A 17,168-nucleotide genomic window follows, 5' to 3' on the forward strand; every position below is an offset into this window, starting at 1 on the left:
AACAAACAAAACACAGGATGGAAAATTCATTGAAAGATACACTTCCGCAGTATTCCCCGCCCGAATCGGTCTGGGAAAATATTGAGCAGGCTCTCAATGAAGCGCCTTTGCAGGAAGCCCTGGGCAAGTTACCAACCTACGAGCCGCCCGTTCAGGCTTGGGTTGAGATTGCCGCACAACTGCCAAACTCACCAAGAACGTGGTGGCAATATGCGGCCGCCGCCGCCGTGGTGTTGGCGGTAGGAATTGGTGGGTATGTAGCCATGCAACAAAACGCCGAAAAGGCAGCTATTTCGTATTCACAGGAAAAAATAAATCCCAAAACAATGGTCGCACCAGACGAAACCATTGACCAACAATACGCTCAATTACAGGCACTTTGCGAAGACAGGGTAACGGTTTGTGAAAAACCCGAATTTAAACATCTCAAACAAGAACTTGACAATCTCACAGCGGCAAGCAACCAACTCAAAGACGCGCTCGGCTCATACAATACCGATGCGACTTTGTCGGCTCAACTCTCTGAAATAGAGCAAGAACGCGCCGATATTCTTAGAAAACTTAATGAAAGAATATAACCACTACAGCCAGCCACAACAAAAGCAGCCATGAAAAAACGAATCATTTTCAATTTGTGGAGATTCCCCCCACCCTTTCAAAATGAATGGAAGCCATCGGGCCATTATCATTGCACCCGAAGGCTCCTGTTCATTTTTACATTACTCATTTTGCATTTTACAATTTGCGGTTTAGATGCTTCTGCGCAAACCCTGCAGGTAGTGACCAAAACAGTCGAGAAAACATTTGCGGCCGACCGATACCCCAAAGTTAGGGTGTGGGGCGAGCGCAGCGACATTGAAATAACGCCCTGGAACCACAATGAAATCAAAGCCGTCGTTGAACTGACGGCCAAACATCCCGACCGGCACACGGCCGAAAAAGACCTCGAAACCCTGCATTACACCGCCGACAAATCGGGCAGAACGCTGAGCCTGCACAATTTTGTGGTATTGACCAAAAACGGGGCAAAGCCTCAATCCAACCTCAAAGCACGCTTTACGCTGTTTGTTCCGGTAAATTGTGCGGTCGAAATTCAAAACAGTTTCGGCAAAACAACCGTCAAAGGACTCCAAACGGTGATGCAGCTGCAAACAGAATTTTGCACGGTAGAACTAACCGACCTGCGCGGAAACATCACCGCTCGCACGCAATTCGGCGCTTTGAAAGCCGACAACCTAAACGGTACGCTCAGCGTAGTGGCGGAGCGCACCGACCTGCTGCTCCAACAAATCAAAGGCGAATGCCGCGTGAGGGCGCAGTACGGAAGCCTTGATATTCAGACCGATAAGTCGCAGGTGAAACTGAACGTAGAAACCAAAAACACTGAACTCCGCAACGGCACCACCGTGGCCAAGCATTAACCCATTACCAGCTAACAACCATGAAAAAACTAATTCGTTTTCTATTTTTTGTCATTCCCGCGACAGGAGGATTCTCTACCGCCTTCGCCCAAACCGACTCCGTCCGTATTACGCATACGCAGGAAACGGGAACGCTTGAAAAACAGCGATTTATTGACCGGTATGACTATGTTTTTATGACCAAAGAGCCGACGAAGTGGATGCTGAAGGGGTATGGGAATATTAACAATCTCATCGGTTTCAACATTTTTCAAAGAGGGTATATAAAAAGAACTGTTGATTTTAGATTGGGCGTAGAGCGAAAGTTAAGCCCTTCATTTTCAATAGAAATAGACGTAGCACGTGTTTCTAAGGTTCCTCTTACAGAAGCTGGCCTTATTGATTATTCGAATTTTTACCCATCAAATGGTGACAAACGTTGGGCTACATCGGCCGAACTGAGGTGGTACTATGACATGGCAAAGCGTATTCGAAAGGGAAAAAGCAGTAACAATTTTTCGGGAAATTATCTATCGCTCAGGTATGAAAGATTATGGCAAAATGAAAAATATGTCTCTACGGGGCTTTCTGGTACAAATGGAAAATGGAATACCGACTATTTCGGCAGTTATTACCATTCTCAACTCAGCTTGAATTATGGAATCCAGCGACGCTTTTTCAGATACGGTCTCATTGATTTTTCAATCGCATTAAACCGCAACACGAATCAGCAAATCCACCGGAAACTTACTTTCTTAGACGGCGACAATTCAATCAAACAACCAATAGACTGGAACAATATTCAAGAAAGTATTACTTCAACTCCTCAACACAATTGGCTTATCACGACCAATTTCAAAGTAGGTGTAGCTTTGGCCGACTTCAAAAAAACGGCTAAAATCCCCGCTTGTGATGTATTTCAATGCTTTGAAAACGAGAACAACCTATGGAAAATCAGTTGGCCTCGGATAAGCCTCAGCACCTCTATGCAGGCACTTAATGGAAGTATTGGTTACGAACAAAAAATTGCCAAATCTGCCTTTTCAATCAATACCTATCTGAACTTATATACCTTAAACTCAGTTCAAAAAAACGCTCAACAATATGACCCAGTCACAGAAACTTATTTCCCCAGTAACAGCCAAAGCCTAAGTCTAGGCGCACGGTTATACATTCAGCCACGCTGGTATTTTTTGATGAATCGTCAGGTTCGTTTGGGTAAATCAGGCAATAATTTATCAGGTGTTTATGCGGGCTTGAACAATGTTTTTTTGGGGTCATACGGGTTTACAAAAAACGACCGATATAAACACAATTTCGACTTTACTCCAATGTTTATAAATACGGGATTATTAATTGGCTATCAAAGGAAATTATTTAAAAACGGATTCCTTGACCTAAATATTTCAAAAATGATGTTAGACCGTCATCCCTATTCATTAGGCCCAAGCAACTTCATTTTTGACTTCAAACTCGGCTTTGCCCTCTAAACCTCCCTAGCCATGAAAAAACTATTCCTTTTCCTTTATTCTACTTTCTACCTTCTCAGCTCAACACTCGCCCAAACCGACTCCGTCCGCATTACGCATACGCAGGAGACTGGAACGCTTGAAAAACAGCGATTTATTGACCAGTATGATTATGTCTTTATGACCAAAGAGCCGACGAAGTGGATGTTGAAGGGGTATTTATCAGCCAGTCCTATACCTAGTTTACAATTAAGAGGCCCAAGTAATGAAATCTCAGAAAGCTTACCTAGTTCGTTATCCTATGCTTTTGGTTATGAACATAAAATTGGGTCTTCGTTCTCTATTGATATAGGCTTAAGCGGTGGCTACATTAGTGATTTCCAATGGGCATCTCATTTTGCAAGTGCCGAAATTCGCTGGTTTTATGATATGAAAAAACGCTTAAAACAAGGTTTACAAGCTAATAACCTAACAGGTTCGTATGTAGGTTTTAAGTACGGACAAGCTTTTGAAATACCCTCTATTAAGTTTGTGAGCAAATTACTCGAAGTACCATTCATCGGAAATCAATCCAATCAGTGGTATAAGAACTCCCAAATTTTTGCACTAAAATTAGGTACCCAAAAGAGATTTTTCAGGCGAGGATTTGCCGATTTCTCTCTCAATATTGGGCGCACTACTTACGATTTGGCCCTACACAATCAATCAAACATCAATGTTCCTGCCCCCAAGAACGAATGGTTTATATTTTCAGATGTAAAATTTGGTTTGGGATTTACTTCTGCAAAAAAAACAGCATCTCTCAATGCCAGTGATTGCAATGTTTGGAAGTGTTTTAAAGAAGAAAACCACCTTTTTAAAATCAATATTGTCTCGCCTCTCACCTTTACCAATCGCCAATTTAACTTCTCTTTGCCCGTTTCGTATGAAAGAAAGATTGTAAAATCAGCGTGGTCCATCAACACTGAATTAAATCTATTTTTAGCATATTTGAGCAGAAAAGCGCTCCAATCATTTGGCTCGCAATTTTTGGTGGCTGGCAGTACCCTTTTAATACAGCCTAGGTACTACTACAACCTAAAGAAGCGAATAAGAGAGGGAAAATCGGCCAACAACCTTTCGGGGAACTACTTCGCTATTATGGGCAGCCAACAGCTATCGTTTAGTGACATGGATTATAATCCTATTTTTCAAGTAAAACGAGAAACACGTTGGAACAATACCAGAGCTGCCTACGCGACTTGGGGAATGCAAAGAAGGATATTTGAAAAAGGTTTTTTTGATTTTCAGCTTGGATTACTCTACAAAGAACGTTCTACTACCAAGCATCAACCTATTTTTGAACCTTATAGTAGTTTCAAACTCGGCTTTGCCCTCTAAACCTCAACAGCCACGAAAAAACGACTCCTTTCGAGAAGGTTTTCTTCAAAATTTAACTTTGTTATTCAACGCTGAACCACACACGAAAGCATCCCTGCGTTTTTTGGCGTTTTTATGTACTTTTGTCAAAAAGACATTGGTATGAGTCACCGCGCTATCCCTTCCGAACTCAAATCGTTGCTGTCAGACCTTAAAAAGGGGCTGTTGGAATTATATGGTGAACGTTTACACCAAGTGATTCTCTTTGGCTCCTATGCCCGCGGGGAACAGCGTGAGGAGTCGGATGTAGATGTTTTGGTAGTTCTGAATGATGAAAAAATCCATCCTCTTACCGAAATAAGCAACATGTCGGTGATTAACAGTGATTTAGGATTAAAATATGATAAATGGATTTCAACCATTCCAGTAGTCAAAACTCGGTTTTCTTCATTGAAACTACCGTTATATGAGAATGTAAGAGAAGACGGTATAGAATTATGAATTCTCTGATCATTTTTCAAAAAGCGGAAGACTGTTTGCAGGATGCAACTGATTTTTTGGAGCAAGGGCGTTATGAAGCCAGCGTAAATCGCGCGTATTACTCTATTTTTCATTGTATTCAGGTTTTACTTTGGATAGAAAACATTCATACTAAATCTCACGAAGGAGCTCATAATCAATTCCGATTGAAATACATTAAAACGGGGATTTTCCCATTGGATTCTAATGTCTGGCTACAAAAATCTTATGAAAAGAGACGATTTAGCGACTATGATTATGACGACATTATCTCTGAAGAAGCCAATGAATCCGTAGAAAATGCCAAAAACTTTTTTAATATAACTTACCAATTCCTGAGTCAAAACTCCCACCTCTAAATGAATTATATAAAAGCTTTTGCCCCGGCCACCGTTGCCAACGTAGCCTGCGGGTTTGATATTTTTGGATTTGCACTGGACGAACCCGGCGACATCGTAGAACTCCGCAAACGCGACGAGCCTGGCGTAATTATCAAAGACATCATCGGCGATGAAGGTCGCCTGCCGCGCGAACCCGAGCGCAACGCCGTGTCGGTGGTGATGCTTAAATTTCTGGAACACATCGGTTCTACCCAAGGGGTGGAAGTAACACTTCACAAAAACATGCCTTTGGGCAGCGGGATGGGTTCTAGCTCAGCCAGCTCGGTGGTGGGTATTTTTGCCATCAATGAGCTGTTGGGGCGTCCGCTGACGCAGCGGGAGTTATTGCCGTTTGCGATGGAAGGCGAGCGAATCGCCTGCGGGGCGGCCCACGCCGACAACGTAGGGCCTGCACTGTTGGGCGGCTTCGTGGTCATTCGCAGTTATTCCCCGCTTGATGTGTTTAAGGTCAAAGTTCCCGATGAGTTATTTTGTACACTGGTTCATCCTGACGTAGAAGTCAATACCAAAGATGCGCGTTACATATTGCGTAACGAGGTTTCACTCAAAAATACGATTTCTCAAATGGGCAACGTAGCGGGGCTAATTGCGGGGCTGATGCAGGAAGATTACGACTTGGTCAGCCGTTCGATGGTGGATGTCATCATCGAGCCAGTACGCTCCATTCTTATTCCTGAGTTTGACCACGTAAAACAAGCCGCCCTCGACAGCGGCGCGTTGGGGTGCAGTATTTCTGGTGCTGGCCCGTCTATGTTTGCCCTCAGCCGTGGCCGCGACACCGCCGAGCGCGTTGCTAAAACCATGAGCGAAGCCTTCGGGAGCGTGGGCATTACCACCAAAAGTTACGTGTCTCAAATCAACCAACAAGGCCCCAAAGTGCTGGAAACAGCGTAAACTCTATTTGTCATGCTGAAAGCATCTATAAAATCGTTCATTGCAGTTTCATTAGCCACCTCTTTCCTTTCGTTTTCTGTTTCTGCTCAATCGCTCAAAAAACTGCCCGAAACCAAGTATTCACGCGCCGAAGTAGAAATGAACATGCGCTTTTTAGCCTCCGACGAGTTGCAGGGGCGGCGCACGGGGGAGCAGGGCAACTTGGTCGCCGCGCGGTACCTCGCGGAGCAGTTTCGGTACTTGGGCATCAAGCCCGCTCCCGGCCAAACGACGTATTTGCAACCCGTTCCGTTTCTTATTCAAAAAAGTGCAAAAGAAGGACTTTTAATTGCCAACAGTGATACTTTACACTCGGGCAAAGAATTTGTCATTTTGGGAGGAGGCGCCGCCAACTTCAGCGCCGATGTGGTTTTTGTGGGCTATGGGCAAGCCGCTGATTATACAAAAGATGTGAAAGGCAAAATCGTGGTGGCGCAGGTAGGCACGCCCGAATCAAAAACGCCACAAGAAATCTTTGCCGCCGCCAACGATAAACGCAAACTTGCCACCGAAAAAGGCGCCGTCTTGCTCATTGAACTGTTTACCGCTCAAATCCCTTGGAATTTCGCCTCTCGGTATTTTGGCAACGAAAAACTGAGTTTGGACAATGGCGGAAGCAACGGAATAACGCACGTTTGGGTCAATGGCCAGCAAAAAAAATACGTGGATTTATTCAAAAGCGGTGCCACCTCAGCCAAGTTTCAAACCACAGGCCGTGACCAACAAAATATCAATTCCTATAATGTGGTAGGAGTGATTGAAGGAACTGACCCCGTGCTCAAAAACGAATATATTGTGGTATCGGCACACTTTGACCACGTAGGCATGGGTAAAAAAGGTGGCAATACCTACACCCCAGCCGACAGTATCTTCAACGGTGCCCGCGACAATGCTTTCGGAACGGTAGCCATGCTGACCGCCGCCAAGACTTTATCTATCCAGCCCGCCAAACGTTCTATTTTATTGATTGGCTACACCGCCGAAGAAGTGGGCTTATTGGGAAGCAAATATTATGCAGAGCACCCGCTAGTACCGCTAAATCAGTGCGTGTTTAACCTCAACAGCGACGGGGCGGGCTACAGCGACAAAACGCTGGTTTCGGTCATCGGCCTCGACCGCACCAACTGCAAAACAGAAATCGAGGCGGGTTGTAAAGCGTTTGGATTAGGCGTTTTTGGCGACCCCGCTCCCGAACAGGGCCTTTTTGACCGCTCAGATAACGTAAATTTAGCCGCCAAGGGCATTCCTGCCCCAGATTTTGCCCCAGGATTCAAAAGTTTTGACGGTGAGATTGCCAAGTATTATCACCAAGCCACCGACAATCCCGACTCGGTTGATTTTGATTATCTGTTAAAATTCTGCCAATCGTTTGCTTATTCAGCCCGACTCATTGCCAACAAATCCGTTCGCCCTTACTGGATTGCGGGAGATAAATATGAGCCCGCCGCCAAGGCACTTTATGGGAAATAAGTGATTGTTTTTTGCTAATTTTGTTAAAAAACTCATTCATTTATGAAAGCAGTTGATCAATTGCCGCTTAACGAAGTTCAACTCAGTCTACTCAGGATGTTTGCACGCCCTATGTCAGAAGAGCAAACACTGAAAATAAGAAGAGCGCTTGTTCAGTTTTTATCTGATGAATTGGATAACGAAATTGAGAAAGTTGTTAAGCAAAAGAATATTACGGAAAAAGACTATGACAAACTTCGTAACCAACATCAACGTACTCCTAAAAAATGAGAGTTGTTATTGATACGAATGTCTTGCGTACAACCATAAAAAAAGGAAACTTTGAACGATTTATTTATGATGCCTTTAAAGCAGAAGTTTTTGAATGGGTAGTGAGTACAGAAATTTTAAATGAGTATCACGAAAAACTAACTGAATTTTATTCATCCGAAACCGCAGATTTGGTTCTAAATATCTTGATGGCTGCCCCTAATGTAATTCTTACCGAACCTGCCTTTCGCTGGAATCTGATTAGTCTCGACCCCGATGATAATAAGTTTTCTGACTTAGCGATTTCTACAAATGCCTTTTGTTTAGTTACTTACGACCGTCATTTTAATATCTTCAAAGGGATTTCTTTTCCAAAACTTAAAGTCGTTAAACCAAAAGAATTTCAAAAAATAATCAATTAGCCTTAGTGCTCTTACTCCCACATGATTCGTAAAGCCGTTATACCTGCCGCTGGTTTAGGAACCCGATTCTTACCTGCAACCAAGTCTCAACCCAAAGAAATGCTCCCCATCATCGACACGCCCACCATTCAGTACGTGGTGCAAGAAGCGGTCGATTCGGGCATTGAAGACATTCTCATCATTACGGGGCGCGGTAAGCGCGCCATCGAAGACCACTTTGACCGTAATGTAGAACTGGAAGCCAAATTGGAAGAAAAACAGGACGAACTGCTTTGGAACGAAATGCGCCGGTTGTCCGACATGGCCAATATCCACTACGTTCGTCAACGCGAAACCAACGGCCTCGGCGATGCCATCTATTATGCCAAACAACACGTTGGCAATGAACCCTTTGCAGTACTCTTGGGCGATACCATCATGGATTCGGTCATCCCCGTTACGCAGCAATTGATTGATACCTACGAGCAATACCAAAGCACCGTGATTGCGGTCGAAACCGTGCCACGCGAGAAAGTAAACCGCTACGGAATCGTAGGCGGAACGGCACTGAGCGATACCATCATGCAGTTGGATGCCCTCATCGAAAAGCCTTCCATTGAGGCCGCTCCTTCTACCCTAGCCATTGCCGGACGGTATATACTTTCGCCCGAAATCTTTACGGCGATTGAACAAACGGGCAAAGGTAAAGGCGGAGAAATCCAACTCACCGATGCCTTCCAAATCTTGCTGCGCCGCGAAAGCATCTACGCTCACCGCATTGAAGGCGAGCGCCACGACATTGGAAACAAACTTGATTTCTTGAAAACAACGGTAAAATTTGCCCTTAAACGCAAGGAATTTTCGGCTCCGTTCCTCAAATTTTTGAGAGCAACGTTGGCAGAATACGAGGGTAAATAAAATGTTAGCCGTTCTCAGTTAACTGTTATCCGTGGTCCAAAGGATTAACCAACTACCGATAACGGTTAACTATTAACAAACTCCCATGCCCAACCTTCTGCTCATCGACGATGAAATTAAACTCCGGGGACTGCTCAAACGCATTCTGGAGCTAGAAGGCTATCACGTGAGCGAAGCCGACAATGCCCATTCAGCTTTTAAGATTCTGGAAAAACAAGACATTCAGGTGGTTGTATGCGACGTAAAACTACCTGATGCCCACGGTGTTGAACTTACCCAACGCCTCAAAACGCAATTTCCGCTTGTTGAAGTTATCCTGCTGACGGCCTACGGCACCATAGCCGACGGGGTACAGGCCGTCAAAAATGGCGCGTTTGACTACCTTACCAAAGGCGACGACAACGATCGCATTGTGCCGCTGGTGGCGCGGGCGACCGAGAAAGCCGAGCTTCGTCAGAAAGTCCATCGACTAGAGGAAAAAGTAAGTCAAAAATTTGGGTTCGGAAGTATCATCGGAACCTCAAAACCCATTCAGGAGGCCATAGAATTGGCCCAAAAAGTAGCCGTAACGGATACTACGGTATTGCTGTTGGGCGAAACTGGTACGGGCAAAGAAGTATTTGCCCAAGCCATCCATCAACAAAGTCCACGACGCGATAAACCTTTTGTGGCGCTCAATTGCAGTGCATTCAGCCGCGAAATTCTGGAAAGCGAACTCTTCGGCCACCGCGCTGGAGCTTTTACGGGCGCGATAAAAGACAAAAAAGGCTTGATGGAAGAAGCCCACGGCGGCACGTTGTTTCTGGATGAAATCGGTGAAATGAGCCCAGACTTGCAAGCCAAGCTCCTGCGTGTTCTGGAAACGAATGCGTTCTACAAAGTAGGCGACACCAAGCCAACCCAAGTCAGCGTTCGGTTTGTGGCCGCCACCAACCGCGACTTACAAAAAGAAGCTGAAAACCAACACTTTCGCCTCGATTTGTACTACCGTTTGTCGGTTTTTGAGATAAAACTTCCTTCCCTGCATCAACGCCCCGAAGATATTCCGTTATTGGCCGCGCATTTTGTCCAAATCTATGCGGCTAAAATGAACCGCCCAGCGCCAAAATTATCTGCGTCATTTTTAGAAAAACTAAAGCAGTGTGCTTGGAAAGGCAATATCCGTGAATTAAAAAATGTCATCGAGCGCGCCGTTATTCTGGCCGACAATGATGAATTAACCCAGCGGGAACTTCCCTTTGAAATGCAGTTTGGCACCGCCAATTTCACACCGGGTGTTGCGACATTGGCCGAAATTGAAAAACAGCACATTGACTGGATGTTGCACCATACCCAACACAACAAAACCGAAACCGCCCGCCTCCTCGGCATCGGTCTCACGACACTGTATCGGAAGATTGAAGAATATGAATTGTAGCGCTGCAAAATTTTGCGGCGCTACCCTATCAAAATGAAAACCAACCCTTCCAAAATGGAAGGGTTTTTTATTGTTCAATTTATAAAAAAAATACCCTAAACACCTCTTTTTTAACACCTTAACTACCATCCATTTCGGCAGGCACGGCTTTGGCATACCTAAGTGTGTCTCATTAAAACACATTTTCATTATGAGTATGCTTATCATTCTTCTTTTCGCGGGCATTGGGTGCTTTGCCCTGTTCTACGGTTCTATTCGATTCTTTGAAAAAATCTAACGCTATGTTCACCGCTCTCTTCATCCTTGCTTTGGCTGTGTTTGGCTACTTGGTGTACGTCTTACTTAAACCTGAAAAATTCTAGAAACTTCATTAAAATCATGTTACAGGAAATTCTCGGTATCAGTTTAATTTTTGTCCTTACGGTTTTATTGGCGCTGCCTTTGGGGAGCTACATCGCCAAGGTTTATTTAGGCCAACCTACGTGGCTGGACTTTATGTCGCCGCTCGAAAACTTTATTTACAAAGTGTGCCGCATCAATCCCAAAAAGGAAATGACGTGGCAGGAAAATTTGGCTGCTCTTTTAACCATTAATTTTGTATGGTTTTTCTGGATGATGTTTGTGCTCATGAATCAAGGATGGCTCCCGTTCAATCCAGACCGTAATCCCTCGATGAGTGCTGATTTAGCGTTTAATACCGCCGTTTCTTTTTTGGTCAATTGTAATCTGCAACACTATTCGGGTGAAACGGGAGTCACATATTTTTCGCAGTTGGCAGGATTAATGTTTATGCAATTTGTGACGGCAGGAACGGGTATGGCCGCAGCGGCGATTGTATTTAAGGCAATGAAAGAGCACCAAACCAATCAATTGGGCAATTTTTATAGTTATTTCCTTAAATCATGCACCCGTATTTTGTTGCCTATCGCGTTAGTGTCGGCCGTTATTTTGGTATTCAACGGAACACCCATGAACTGGGAGGGAAAAGCGAATATCGTTACGGTGCAGGGTGATTCGGTACAGGTATCACGCGGACCAGCGGCAGCCATGATTGCCATCAAACAGGCTGGAACCAACGGCGGTGGGTATTTCGGGGTCAATTCAGCACACCCGCTGGAGAATCCGAATTACTTGACCAACCTCATCGAAAACATTCTTATCATCCTCATTCCCATTGCCTTTGTGTTTGCGCTCGGCTTTTATCTTAATCGAAAAAAACTCGCGTGGATGATTTTTGGCGTAATGACCCTGGGCTTTTTCCTCCTGCTGAGCGTCTCCGTTTATTTTGAAATGCAAGGCAATCCTGCCATCACAAAAATGAATATCAACCAATCATTGGGCAGTATGGAAGGCAAGGAAATACGGTTTGGCGCAGCGGCTTCTGCTTTTTGGGGCATCACCACTACCACTACTTCCAACGGCTCAGTCAATGCAATGCACGACAGCATGACGCCGCTTTCGGGGGCCATGCAACTCATTGATATGATGATTAATGCGCTTTACGGAGGTGTGGGCGTCGGCTTTCTGAACTTCTACATTTTTATCATCATTGCGGTCTTCATTTCGGGATTGATGGTAGGACGTACGCCCGAATTTTTGGGTAAAAAAATTGAAGCCAAGGAGATGAAAATTGCCACCATTATCGCGTTGCTGCACACCTTTTTGATTCTGGCGTTTACGGCGCTTTCAAGTTATGTATTTACCCAAGACCCAAGCGTAGGCTGGCTTAACAATCCTGACTTTCATGGATTTTCGGAAATGCTGTATGAATACACTTCTTCTTCGGCCAACAATGGCTCGGGCTTTGAAGGATTGGGCGACAACACTCCTTTTTGGAACATTACCTGTGGTATTGTGCTGATTATGAGCCGTTATATTCCCATCATTGGGCCAATTGCCATCGCGGGAATTTTGGCAAATAAGAAGTACATCCCTGAATCTGCGGGAACGCTCAAAACTGACACCGCTACGTTTGGTTTTATGGTTTTTGCCGTAATTTTCATCATCGCCGCGCTGTCGTTTTTCCCTGCGTTGGCGCTGGGGCCGTTGGCGGAGTTTTTTAGCCTTCGCTGAGTTGGGAAGCAATATAGGTCAAGACCTTTTCAATGGTCATTGGCTCGGAGGGCAGCACATTGGTTTCGGAACCGACGTGTTTATGAAAAGGAGAAGTTGAAAGATGTGGATAATCATGGGCATTATCCCAGCGGAGAATCAGAGAAGCATCAGATCTTTGCCACTGATAAGCGTAGTCAATTTTATTTTCTTCAAAAACAGTTACCTCTTTAACATATAAAATGCTATCGGTAACCAATTCAACCTTATATCTTAAAATATGAATGCGCGGGGTGATAAGTTCTTTGATTAAAATGGATTTTGTGATAATCGCATCAAAAGCTGCTAAATCAGGTAAAGGCATCAGTCTTCTAACGTTTTCAGTTTGCTTTCTACCAATTCAATCGCTTTTAAACAAGCTTTCCATTCTATTTCATCATCTTCTTTCTCAAATAAACCAAACTTGATAATTGAATCAAACTTTTCCAGAAATGACTGAAAATTCATCTCATACTTATTTTCAAACTCAGTTACTTCCTGCTGATAAATACCTATTTCGTTACGCAAAGCCTCTTTGGCTTTTTCCAAAGCAAATGCATCTACTGAATCATACCCTAATTCATGAATTGCGGCAGCCAATGCTTCGGTTTGTTGAATAGACATAGCTTACAAATTTTTTCTTCAAAATTACAAAAAATATGAAACGTTCTCAATCTCCCTCTCTCTTTCAGGGAGGTATGGTAAAAACCGCTCTGATAGAGTCATTTGTCAAACTCAATCCCACTATCATGTTCCGAAATCCCGTCATGTTTGCGGTCGAAATCGGAACACTTGTGATGCTTTTGGTGTGCCTGCAAATTGCCGTTGGCGGTGCTGCTACCCAAGGAAGTTTAGTCTATAACGTTATTATATTCTCGGTTCTTTTGCTCACCTTACTTTTTGCAAATTTTGCCGAAGCACTGGCCGAAGCACGCGGCAAAGCCCAAGCCAACAGCCTCCGAAAAACCCGCGAAGAAACCCCAGCCAAGGTCATCCGAACCCTCGGCCGCCTGAAAGTGAACGAACTTCAAATCATTCCTTCTTCCCAACTTGAAAAAGGCGATGTGTTTGTGTGCGAAGCAGGCGATATTATTCCAACCGACGGCGAAATCATCGAAGGATTGGCCACCATCGACGAGTCGGCCATTACGGGAGAATCCGCGCCTGTGATTCGTGAAGCGGGCGGCGACAAATCGTCGGTGACGGGTGGCACCAAAGTGCTTTCTGACCACATCAAAGTAAAAGTAACAACGCAACCAGGAGAGAGTTTTCTGGACAAAATGATTGCTTTGGTGGAAGGTGCATCTCGTCAGAAAACACCTAACGAAATCGCGTTAACTATCTTATTGGCAGGTTTTACGCTCATCTTCGTCATCGTCTGCGTCACGCTCAAACCCTTTGCTGATTATTCCCACAACTACATTCCCATTTCAGCTTTTATTGCACTCTTTGTCTGTTTGATTCCGACGACCATCGGAGGTTTGCTTTCGGCTATCGGGATTGCTGGGATGGACCGCGCCCTGCAGGCCAACGTGATTACCAAATCGGGGAAAGCGGTAGAAACCGCAGGCGATATTGATACACTCCTATTGGACAAAACAGGAACCATCACCATCGGGAACCGCAAAGCAACAAACTTCTGGCCCACGGCGGGTATCAGTGAAGAACGCTTTACAACATCTGCCCTGTTTTCTTCTTTGGCCGACGAAACCCCCGAGGGGAAATCCATTATTGAGTTAGGGCAACAAAAAGGGGGGAAACTGCCCACGATGCCCCAAAATGCCGAGATGATTACATTCACCGCTGAAACTCGCTCTTCGGGAATTAATTTGCCACATAATATCCGCATCCGCAAAGGCGCGCAAGATTCGATTCGAGTCATGGTTGAAAGAGCAGGAAACGTATTTCCGAACGATACTGCCGACAAAGTGCGCGAAATTGCCACGAATGGCGGTACTCCGTTAGTAGTTTCTGAAAACGAAAAAGTGTTAGGGGTCATCGAATTGCAGGATGTCATCAAACCTGGCATTAAGGAACGTTTTGAACGTCTACGCAAAATGGGCGTCAAAACGGTCATGGTCACGGGCGATAACCCACTAACAGCTAAATACATCGCCACCGTAGCGGGTGTGGATGATTTTATTGCCGAAGCCAAGCCCGAAGATAAAATGAACTACATCAAAGCCGAGCAGGCCAACGGCAAACTCGTAGCCATGATGGGCGACGGCACCAACGACGCCCCAGCGCTGGCCCAAGCCGACGTGGGCGTGGCCATGAACAGCGGAACCCAAGCGGCCAAAGAAGCGGGCAACATGGTCGATTTAGACAACGACCCCACCAAGCTCATCGAAATTGTCGAAATCGGAAAACAACTGCTGATGACACGCGGCACGCTCACGACCTTCTCCATTGCCAACGACGTAGCCAAGTACTTTGCGATTGTGCCCGCATTGTTTATGACATCTATTCCAGCCTTACAGGCGCTCAATATCATGCATTTGGCCAGTCCAGAAAGTGCCATTTTGTCGGCGGTGATTTTCAACGCCATCATCATTCCATTGTTGATTCCGTTGGCCTTGAAAGGCGTGGCGTATAAGCCCATCGGAGCAAGCGCGCTGTTACGCCGCAATTTGCTGATTTATGGCCTCGGCGGGTTGATAGTGCCGTTTATCGGCATCAAACTCATTGAAATGTTATTAGGAACTTGGCTGTAATCGGTTAGTGCTGTTGGTAGTTAGTGTTGTTGGTTACTCATAACCAACACTTGGGTTTCTTAAAACCCAATGCCATTCATCTTTCAAGTATAATCTAATTCAAAAGTATTCAAATGAAAACACACATCGTACCCGCCTTATTAATGACCGCTACTCTGTTTGTACTGTTGGTGGTTATTTATCCCTTACTTGTATGGGGATTTGCCCAATTTGCGCCCGAAAACGGTCATGGCGAAACTGTTTCGGTCAATGGCAAAGTCGTAGGTTTTGCCAAGGTAGGCCAAAAATTCACGGAAGATAAGTACTTTTGGTCGCGCCCGTCGGCGGTGGAATACAATGCTGCTGGTTCGGGAGGGTCCAACAAAGGCCCTTCCAATCCTGATTATTTGGTACAGGTACAAGCTCGGATTGACACGTTTTTGGTGCATAATCCAACCATCCCCAAATCAGCTATTCCCGCCGAACTCGTGACGGCTTCGGGTAGCGGACTTGACCCCGACCTATCACCCCAAGGGGCCGAGGTACAGGTTGCTCGAATTGCAAAAATCAGAAACCTTTCAGAAAATAAAGTCAGAGCACTGGTTAAAACACACACCCAAGGCCCTCTTTTGGGCTTGTTTGGACCTTCAAAAGTAAATATTTTGGCATTGAATTTGGCTTTGGATAACTTGTAACCACATAGACGTATAGGTCACATAGGGGATTTATAGGTTATTTTCTCTATGTGGTTGCCAAAAATCAGAAATTACCATGAAAAAGTTTGTAACTGTTGCACTTGCCTACGTGCTGTGCACACCCTTATTTGCCCAAACCATTGATTCTACGGCCAAGCTTGTCCTATCTGGCTACGTAGAAGCCTATTATAGCTATGATTTTAATCAGCCCCTCAACAACGACCGACCGTCGTTTGTATACAGTCACAATCGGCACAATGAATTCAACCTCAATTTGGGTTTTATCAAAGCCGCTTACGTTGACGAACGAATTCGCGGAAATATTGCCCTGATGGCTGGCACGTACACCAACGCTAATTTGGCCGCCGAACCTGCTACGTTGCGCCATATTTTTGAAGCCAATGCGGGTCTTAAACTCGCAAAAACCAAAAATCTCTGGCTCGACGCAGGCGTGTTTTCTTCACACATCGGTTTTGAAAGCGCCATCTCAAAAGATTGCCGCACGCTCACCCGCAGCCTCATGGCCGACAATACGCCTTACTATGAGACGGGGGCCAAAATTGGCTATACCACCGACGACGGAAAATGGTTTTTATCGGGATTGGTGCTCAATGGTTGGCAACAAATTCGACGGACGGATGAAAACACCCGTTTGGCCGTAGGCACTCAAATTACGTTTAAGCCAAACGCTAAGGTTACGCTCAATTCCAGCACTTTCTTGGGAAGTCGCCCCGACAACACCAACCGAAATCGTTTTTTTCATAACCTCTATGCCATAGTTCAATTAAACAAAAAATGGGAGTTAATTGCCGATTTTGACTACGGGATAGACCAACAACGCCCCAGTGCCGCTACTTACGACGCTTGGACAAGCTGGGCGGCTATTTTAAAATACCAACTCAGCTCAAAAGTAGGCGTTGCGGGGCGTGTTGAAAATTATAGCGACCCCAAAGGGTTGGTCATCACCACTAACTCACCAAACGGTTTTCGCGTAAATGGCTATTCATTCAACCTAGACTATACCCCTATTTCGAATGCATTGTGCAGGATTGAAGCCCGTAGTTTGGGGAGTAAAGATGATTTATTTGAAAAAGCAGGCCGAAAAACCGCCACCGATTTTATTGTCACCACCTCATTGGCCGTGTCATTCTAA

General features: G+C 45.1%; 19 protein-coding genes. 17 read left to right on the forward strand and 2 right to left on the reverse strand.

Going from position 1 to position 17,168, the window contains the following annotated elements; translation table 11 throughout:
- Positions 1 to 17: 17 nt before the first annotated feature.
- From NCI00_RS02940 to kdpA, 14 genes are all read left to right on the forward strand, one after another.
- Positions 18 to 578: a hypothetical protein gene (locus NCI00_RS02940; protein ID WP_253524857.1), complete on the forward strand. Its 561-nt coding sequence runs from the start codon at positions 18 to 20 to the stop codon at positions 576 to 578.
- A 30-nt stretch (positions 579 to 608) separates the two neighbouring features.
- Positions 609 to 1,421 (forward strand): hypothetical protein, encoded by an 813-nt coding sequence (locus NCI00_RS02945; RefSeq protein ID WP_253524859.1) that lies wholly within the window; start codon positions 609 to 611, stop codon positions 1,419 to 1,421.
- Positions 1,422 to 1,441: 20 nt separating this feature from the next.
- The gene (locus tag NCI00_RS02950) at positions 1,442 to 2,890 is read left to right on the forward strand and encodes a hypothetical protein (RefSeq protein WP_253524861.1); all 1,449 of its coding nucleotides are present in this window, start codon (positions 1,442 to 1,444) and stop codon (positions 2,888 to 2,890) included.
- A 159-nt stretch (positions 2,891 to 3,049) separates the two neighbouring features.
- Positions 3,050 to 4,249 (forward strand): hypothetical protein, encoded by a 1,200-nt coding sequence (locus NCI00_RS02955; protein WP_253524863.1) that lies wholly within the window; start codon positions 3,050 to 3,052, stop codon positions 4,247 to 4,249.
- A 141-nt stretch (positions 4,250 to 4,390) separates the two neighbouring features.
- On the forward strand, positions 4,391 to 4,729 hold the full coding sequence (locus tag NCI00_RS02960) for a nucleotidyltransferase family protein (protein WP_253524865.1): 339 nt from the start codon (positions 4,391 to 4,393) through the stop codon (positions 4,727 to 4,729).
- Positions 4,726 to 5,106 carry a HEPN domain-containing protein gene (locus tag NCI00_RS02965; protein WP_253524867.1) on the forward strand — a complete coding sequence of 127 codons (381 nt, stop codon included), beginning with the start codon at positions 4,726 to 4,728 and terminating at the stop codon, positions 5,104 to 5,106. The genes NCI00_RS02960 and NCI00_RS02965 overlap by 4 nt, the downstream gene beginning before the upstream one ends.
- Positions 5,107 to 6,042 carry a homoserine kinase gene (locus NCI00_RS02970; protein ID WP_253524869.1) on the forward strand — a complete coding sequence of 312 codons (936 nt, stop codon included), beginning with the start codon at positions 5,107 to 5,109 and terminating at the stop codon, positions 6,040 to 6,042.
- A gap of 12 nt (positions 6,043 to 6,054) precedes the next feature.
- Positions 6,055 to 7,551 carry a M28 family peptidase gene (locus NCI00_RS02975; protein WP_253524871.1) on the forward strand — a complete coding sequence of 499 codons (1,497 nt, stop codon included), beginning with the start codon at positions 6,055 to 6,057 and terminating at the stop codon, positions 7,549 to 7,551.
- 42 nt (positions 7,552 to 7,593) lie between these two features.
- On the forward strand, positions 7,594 to 7,821 hold the full coding sequence (locus NCI00_RS02980) for a DUF8507 family protein (RefSeq protein WP_253524875.1): 228 nt from the start codon (positions 7,594 to 7,596) through the stop codon (positions 7,819 to 7,821).
- Complete coding sequence (locus tag NCI00_RS02985) at positions 7,818 to 8,222, forward strand: putative toxin-antitoxin system toxin component, PIN family (protein ID WP_253524877.1); 405 nt, start codon at positions 7,818 to 7,820, stop codon at positions 8,220 to 8,222. The genes NCI00_RS02980 and NCI00_RS02985 overlap by 4 nt, the downstream gene beginning before the upstream one ends.
- Positions 8,223 to 8,243: 21 nt before the next feature.
- A complete protein-coding gene (gene galU, locus NCI00_RS02990; RefSeq protein ID WP_114066913.1) occupies positions 8,244 to 9,119 on the forward strand; it encodes a UTP--glucose-1-phosphate uridylyltransferase GalU in 876 nt (291 codons plus the stop codon).
- A gap of 85 nt (positions 9,120 to 9,204) precedes the next feature.
- Complete coding sequence (locus tag NCI00_RS02995; RefSeq protein WP_253524879.1) at positions 9,205 to 10,536, forward strand: sigma-54-dependent transcriptional regulator; 1,332 nt, start codon at positions 9,205 to 9,207, stop codon at positions 10,534 to 10,536.
- 281 nt (positions 10,537 to 10,817) lie between these two features.
- Positions 10,818 to 10,898 (forward strand): K(+)-transporting ATPase subunit F, encoded by an 81-nt coding sequence (kdpF, locus tag NCI00_RS03000; RefSeq protein WP_114070236.1) that lies wholly within the window; start codon positions 10,818 to 10,820, stop codon positions 10,896 to 10,898.
- A 16-nt stretch (positions 10,899 to 10,914) separates the two neighbouring features.
- Complete coding sequence (gene kdpA / locus NCI00_RS03005; protein WP_253524881.1) at positions 10,915 to 12,609, forward strand: potassium-transporting ATPase subunit KdpA; 1,695 nt, start codon at positions 10,915 to 10,917, stop codon at positions 12,607 to 12,609.
- On the opposite strand, the gene NCI00_RS03010 is transcribed toward kdpA, so the two are convergent.
- Both NCI00_RS03010 and NCI00_RS03015 read right to left on the reverse strand, forming a co-directional pair.
- Positions 12,596 to 12,952: a toxin-antitoxin system TumE family protein gene (locus NCI00_RS03010; protein ID WP_253524884.1), complete on the reverse strand. Its 357-nt coding sequence runs from the start codon at positions 12,950 to 12,952 to the stop codon at positions 12,596 to 12,598. The two genes, kdpA and NCI00_RS03010, sit on opposite strands and share 14 nt — an antisense overlap.
- On the reverse strand, positions 12,952 to 13,251 hold the full coding sequence (locus NCI00_RS03015) for a hypothetical protein (protein ID WP_253524887.1): 300 nt from the start codon (positions 13,249 to 13,251) through the stop codon (positions 12,952 to 12,954). Before NCI00_RS03015 ends, NCI00_RS03010 begins: the two co-directional genes overlap by 1 nt.
- Positions 13,252 to 13,286: 35 nt before the next feature.
- Here NCI00_RS03015 and kdpB point away from each other — a divergent pair, with 35 nt between their 5' ends.
- The 3 genes from kdpB (at position 13,287) to NCI00_RS03030 (ending at position 17,168) form a co-directional block, all read left to right on the forward strand.
- Positions 13,287 to 15,341: a potassium-transporting ATPase subunit KdpB gene (kdpB, locus tag NCI00_RS03020; protein ID WP_253524890.1), complete on the forward strand. Its 2,055-nt coding sequence runs from the start codon at positions 13,287 to 13,289 to the stop codon at positions 15,339 to 15,341.
- A 113-nt stretch (positions 15,342 to 15,454) separates the two neighbouring features.
- On the forward strand, positions 15,455 to 16,015 hold the full coding sequence (locus NCI00_RS03025) for a K(+)-transporting ATPase subunit C (RefSeq protein WP_253524892.1): 561 nt from the start codon (positions 15,455 to 15,457) through the stop codon (positions 16,013 to 16,015).
- Between the two features lie 76 nt (positions 16,016 to 16,091).
- Positions 16,092 to 17,168, forward strand: coding sequence for a porin (locus NCI00_RS03030; RefSeq protein WP_253524895.1), 1,077 nt, complete (start codon positions 16,092 to 16,094; stop codon positions 17,166 to 17,168).

The organism is Runella salmonicolor, from assembly GCF_024158025.1.
GTDB classification, from domain to species: domain Bacteria; phylum Bacteroidota; class Bacteroidia; order Cytophagales; family Spirosomataceae; genus Runella; species Runella salmonicolor.

Coding starts and splice junctions, on each gene's coding strand:
- NCI00_RS02940 (WP_253524857.1), top strand. CDS start 18: ATGGAAAATTCATTGAAAGATACACTTCCGCAGTATTCCCCGCCCGAA.
- NCI00_RS02945 (WP_253524859.1), top strand. CDS start 609: ATGAAAAAACGAATCATTTTCAATTTGTGGAGATTCCCCCCACCCTTT.
- NCI00_RS02950 (WP_253524861.1), top strand. CDS start 1,442: ATGAAAAAACTAATTCGTTTTCTATTTTTTGTCATTCCCGCGACAGGA.
- NCI00_RS02955 (WP_253524863.1), top strand. CDS start 3,050: ATGACCAAAGAGCCGACGAAGTGGATGTTGAAGGGGTATTTATCAGCC.
- NCI00_RS02960 (WP_253524865.1), top strand. CDS start 4,391: ATGAGTCACCGCGCTATCCCTTCCGAACTCAAATCGTTGCTGTCAGAC.
- NCI00_RS02965 (WP_253524867.1), top strand. CDS start 4,726: ATGAATTCTCTGATCATTTTTCAAAAAGCGGAAGACTGTTTGCAGGAT.
- NCI00_RS02970 (WP_253524869.1), top strand. CDS start 5,107: ATGAATTATATAAAAGCTTTTGCCCCGGCCACCGTTGCCAACGTAGCC.
- NCI00_RS02975 (WP_253524871.1), top strand. CDS start 6,055: ATGCTGAAAGCATCTATAAAATCGTTCATTGCAGTTTCATTAGCCACC.
- NCI00_RS02980 (WP_253524875.1), top strand. CDS start 7,594: ATGAAAGCAGTTGATCAATTGCCGCTTAACGAAGTTCAACTCAGTCTA.
- NCI00_RS02985 (WP_253524877.1), top strand. CDS start 7,818: ATGAGAGTTGTTATTGATACGAATGTCTTGCGTACAACCATAAAAAAA.
- galU (WP_114066913.1), top strand. CDS start 8,244: ATGATTCGTAAAGCCGTTATACCTGCCGCTGGTTTAGGAACCCGATTC.
- NCI00_RS02995 (WP_253524879.1), top strand. CDS start 9,205: ATGCCCAACCTTCTGCTCATCGACGATGAAATTAAACTCCGGGGACTG.
- kdpF (WP_114070236.1), top strand. CDS start 10,818: ATGTTCACCGCTCTCTTCATCCTTGCTTTGGCTGTGTTTGGCTACTTG.
- kdpA (WP_253524881.1), top strand. CDS start 10,915: ATGTTACAGGAAATTCTCGGTATCAGTTTAATTTTTGTCCTTACGGTT.
- NCI00_RS03010 (WP_253524884.1), bottom strand. CDS start 12,952: ATGCCTTTACCTGATTTAGCAGCTTTTGATGCGATTATCACAAAATCC.
- NCI00_RS03015 (WP_253524887.1), bottom strand. CDS start 13,251: ATGTCTATTCAACAAACCGAAGCATTGGCTGCCGCAATTCATGAATTA.
- kdpB (WP_253524890.1), top strand. CDS start 13,287: ATGAAACGTTCTCAATCTCCCTCTCTCTTTCAGGGAGGTATGGTAAAA.
- NCI00_RS03025 (WP_253524892.1), top strand. CDS start 15,455: ATGAAAACACACATCGTACCCGCCTTATTAATGACCGCTACTCTGTTT.
- NCI00_RS03030 (WP_253524895.1), top strand. CDS start 16,092: ATGAAAAAGTTTGTAACTGTTGCACTTGCCTACGTGCTGTGCACACCC.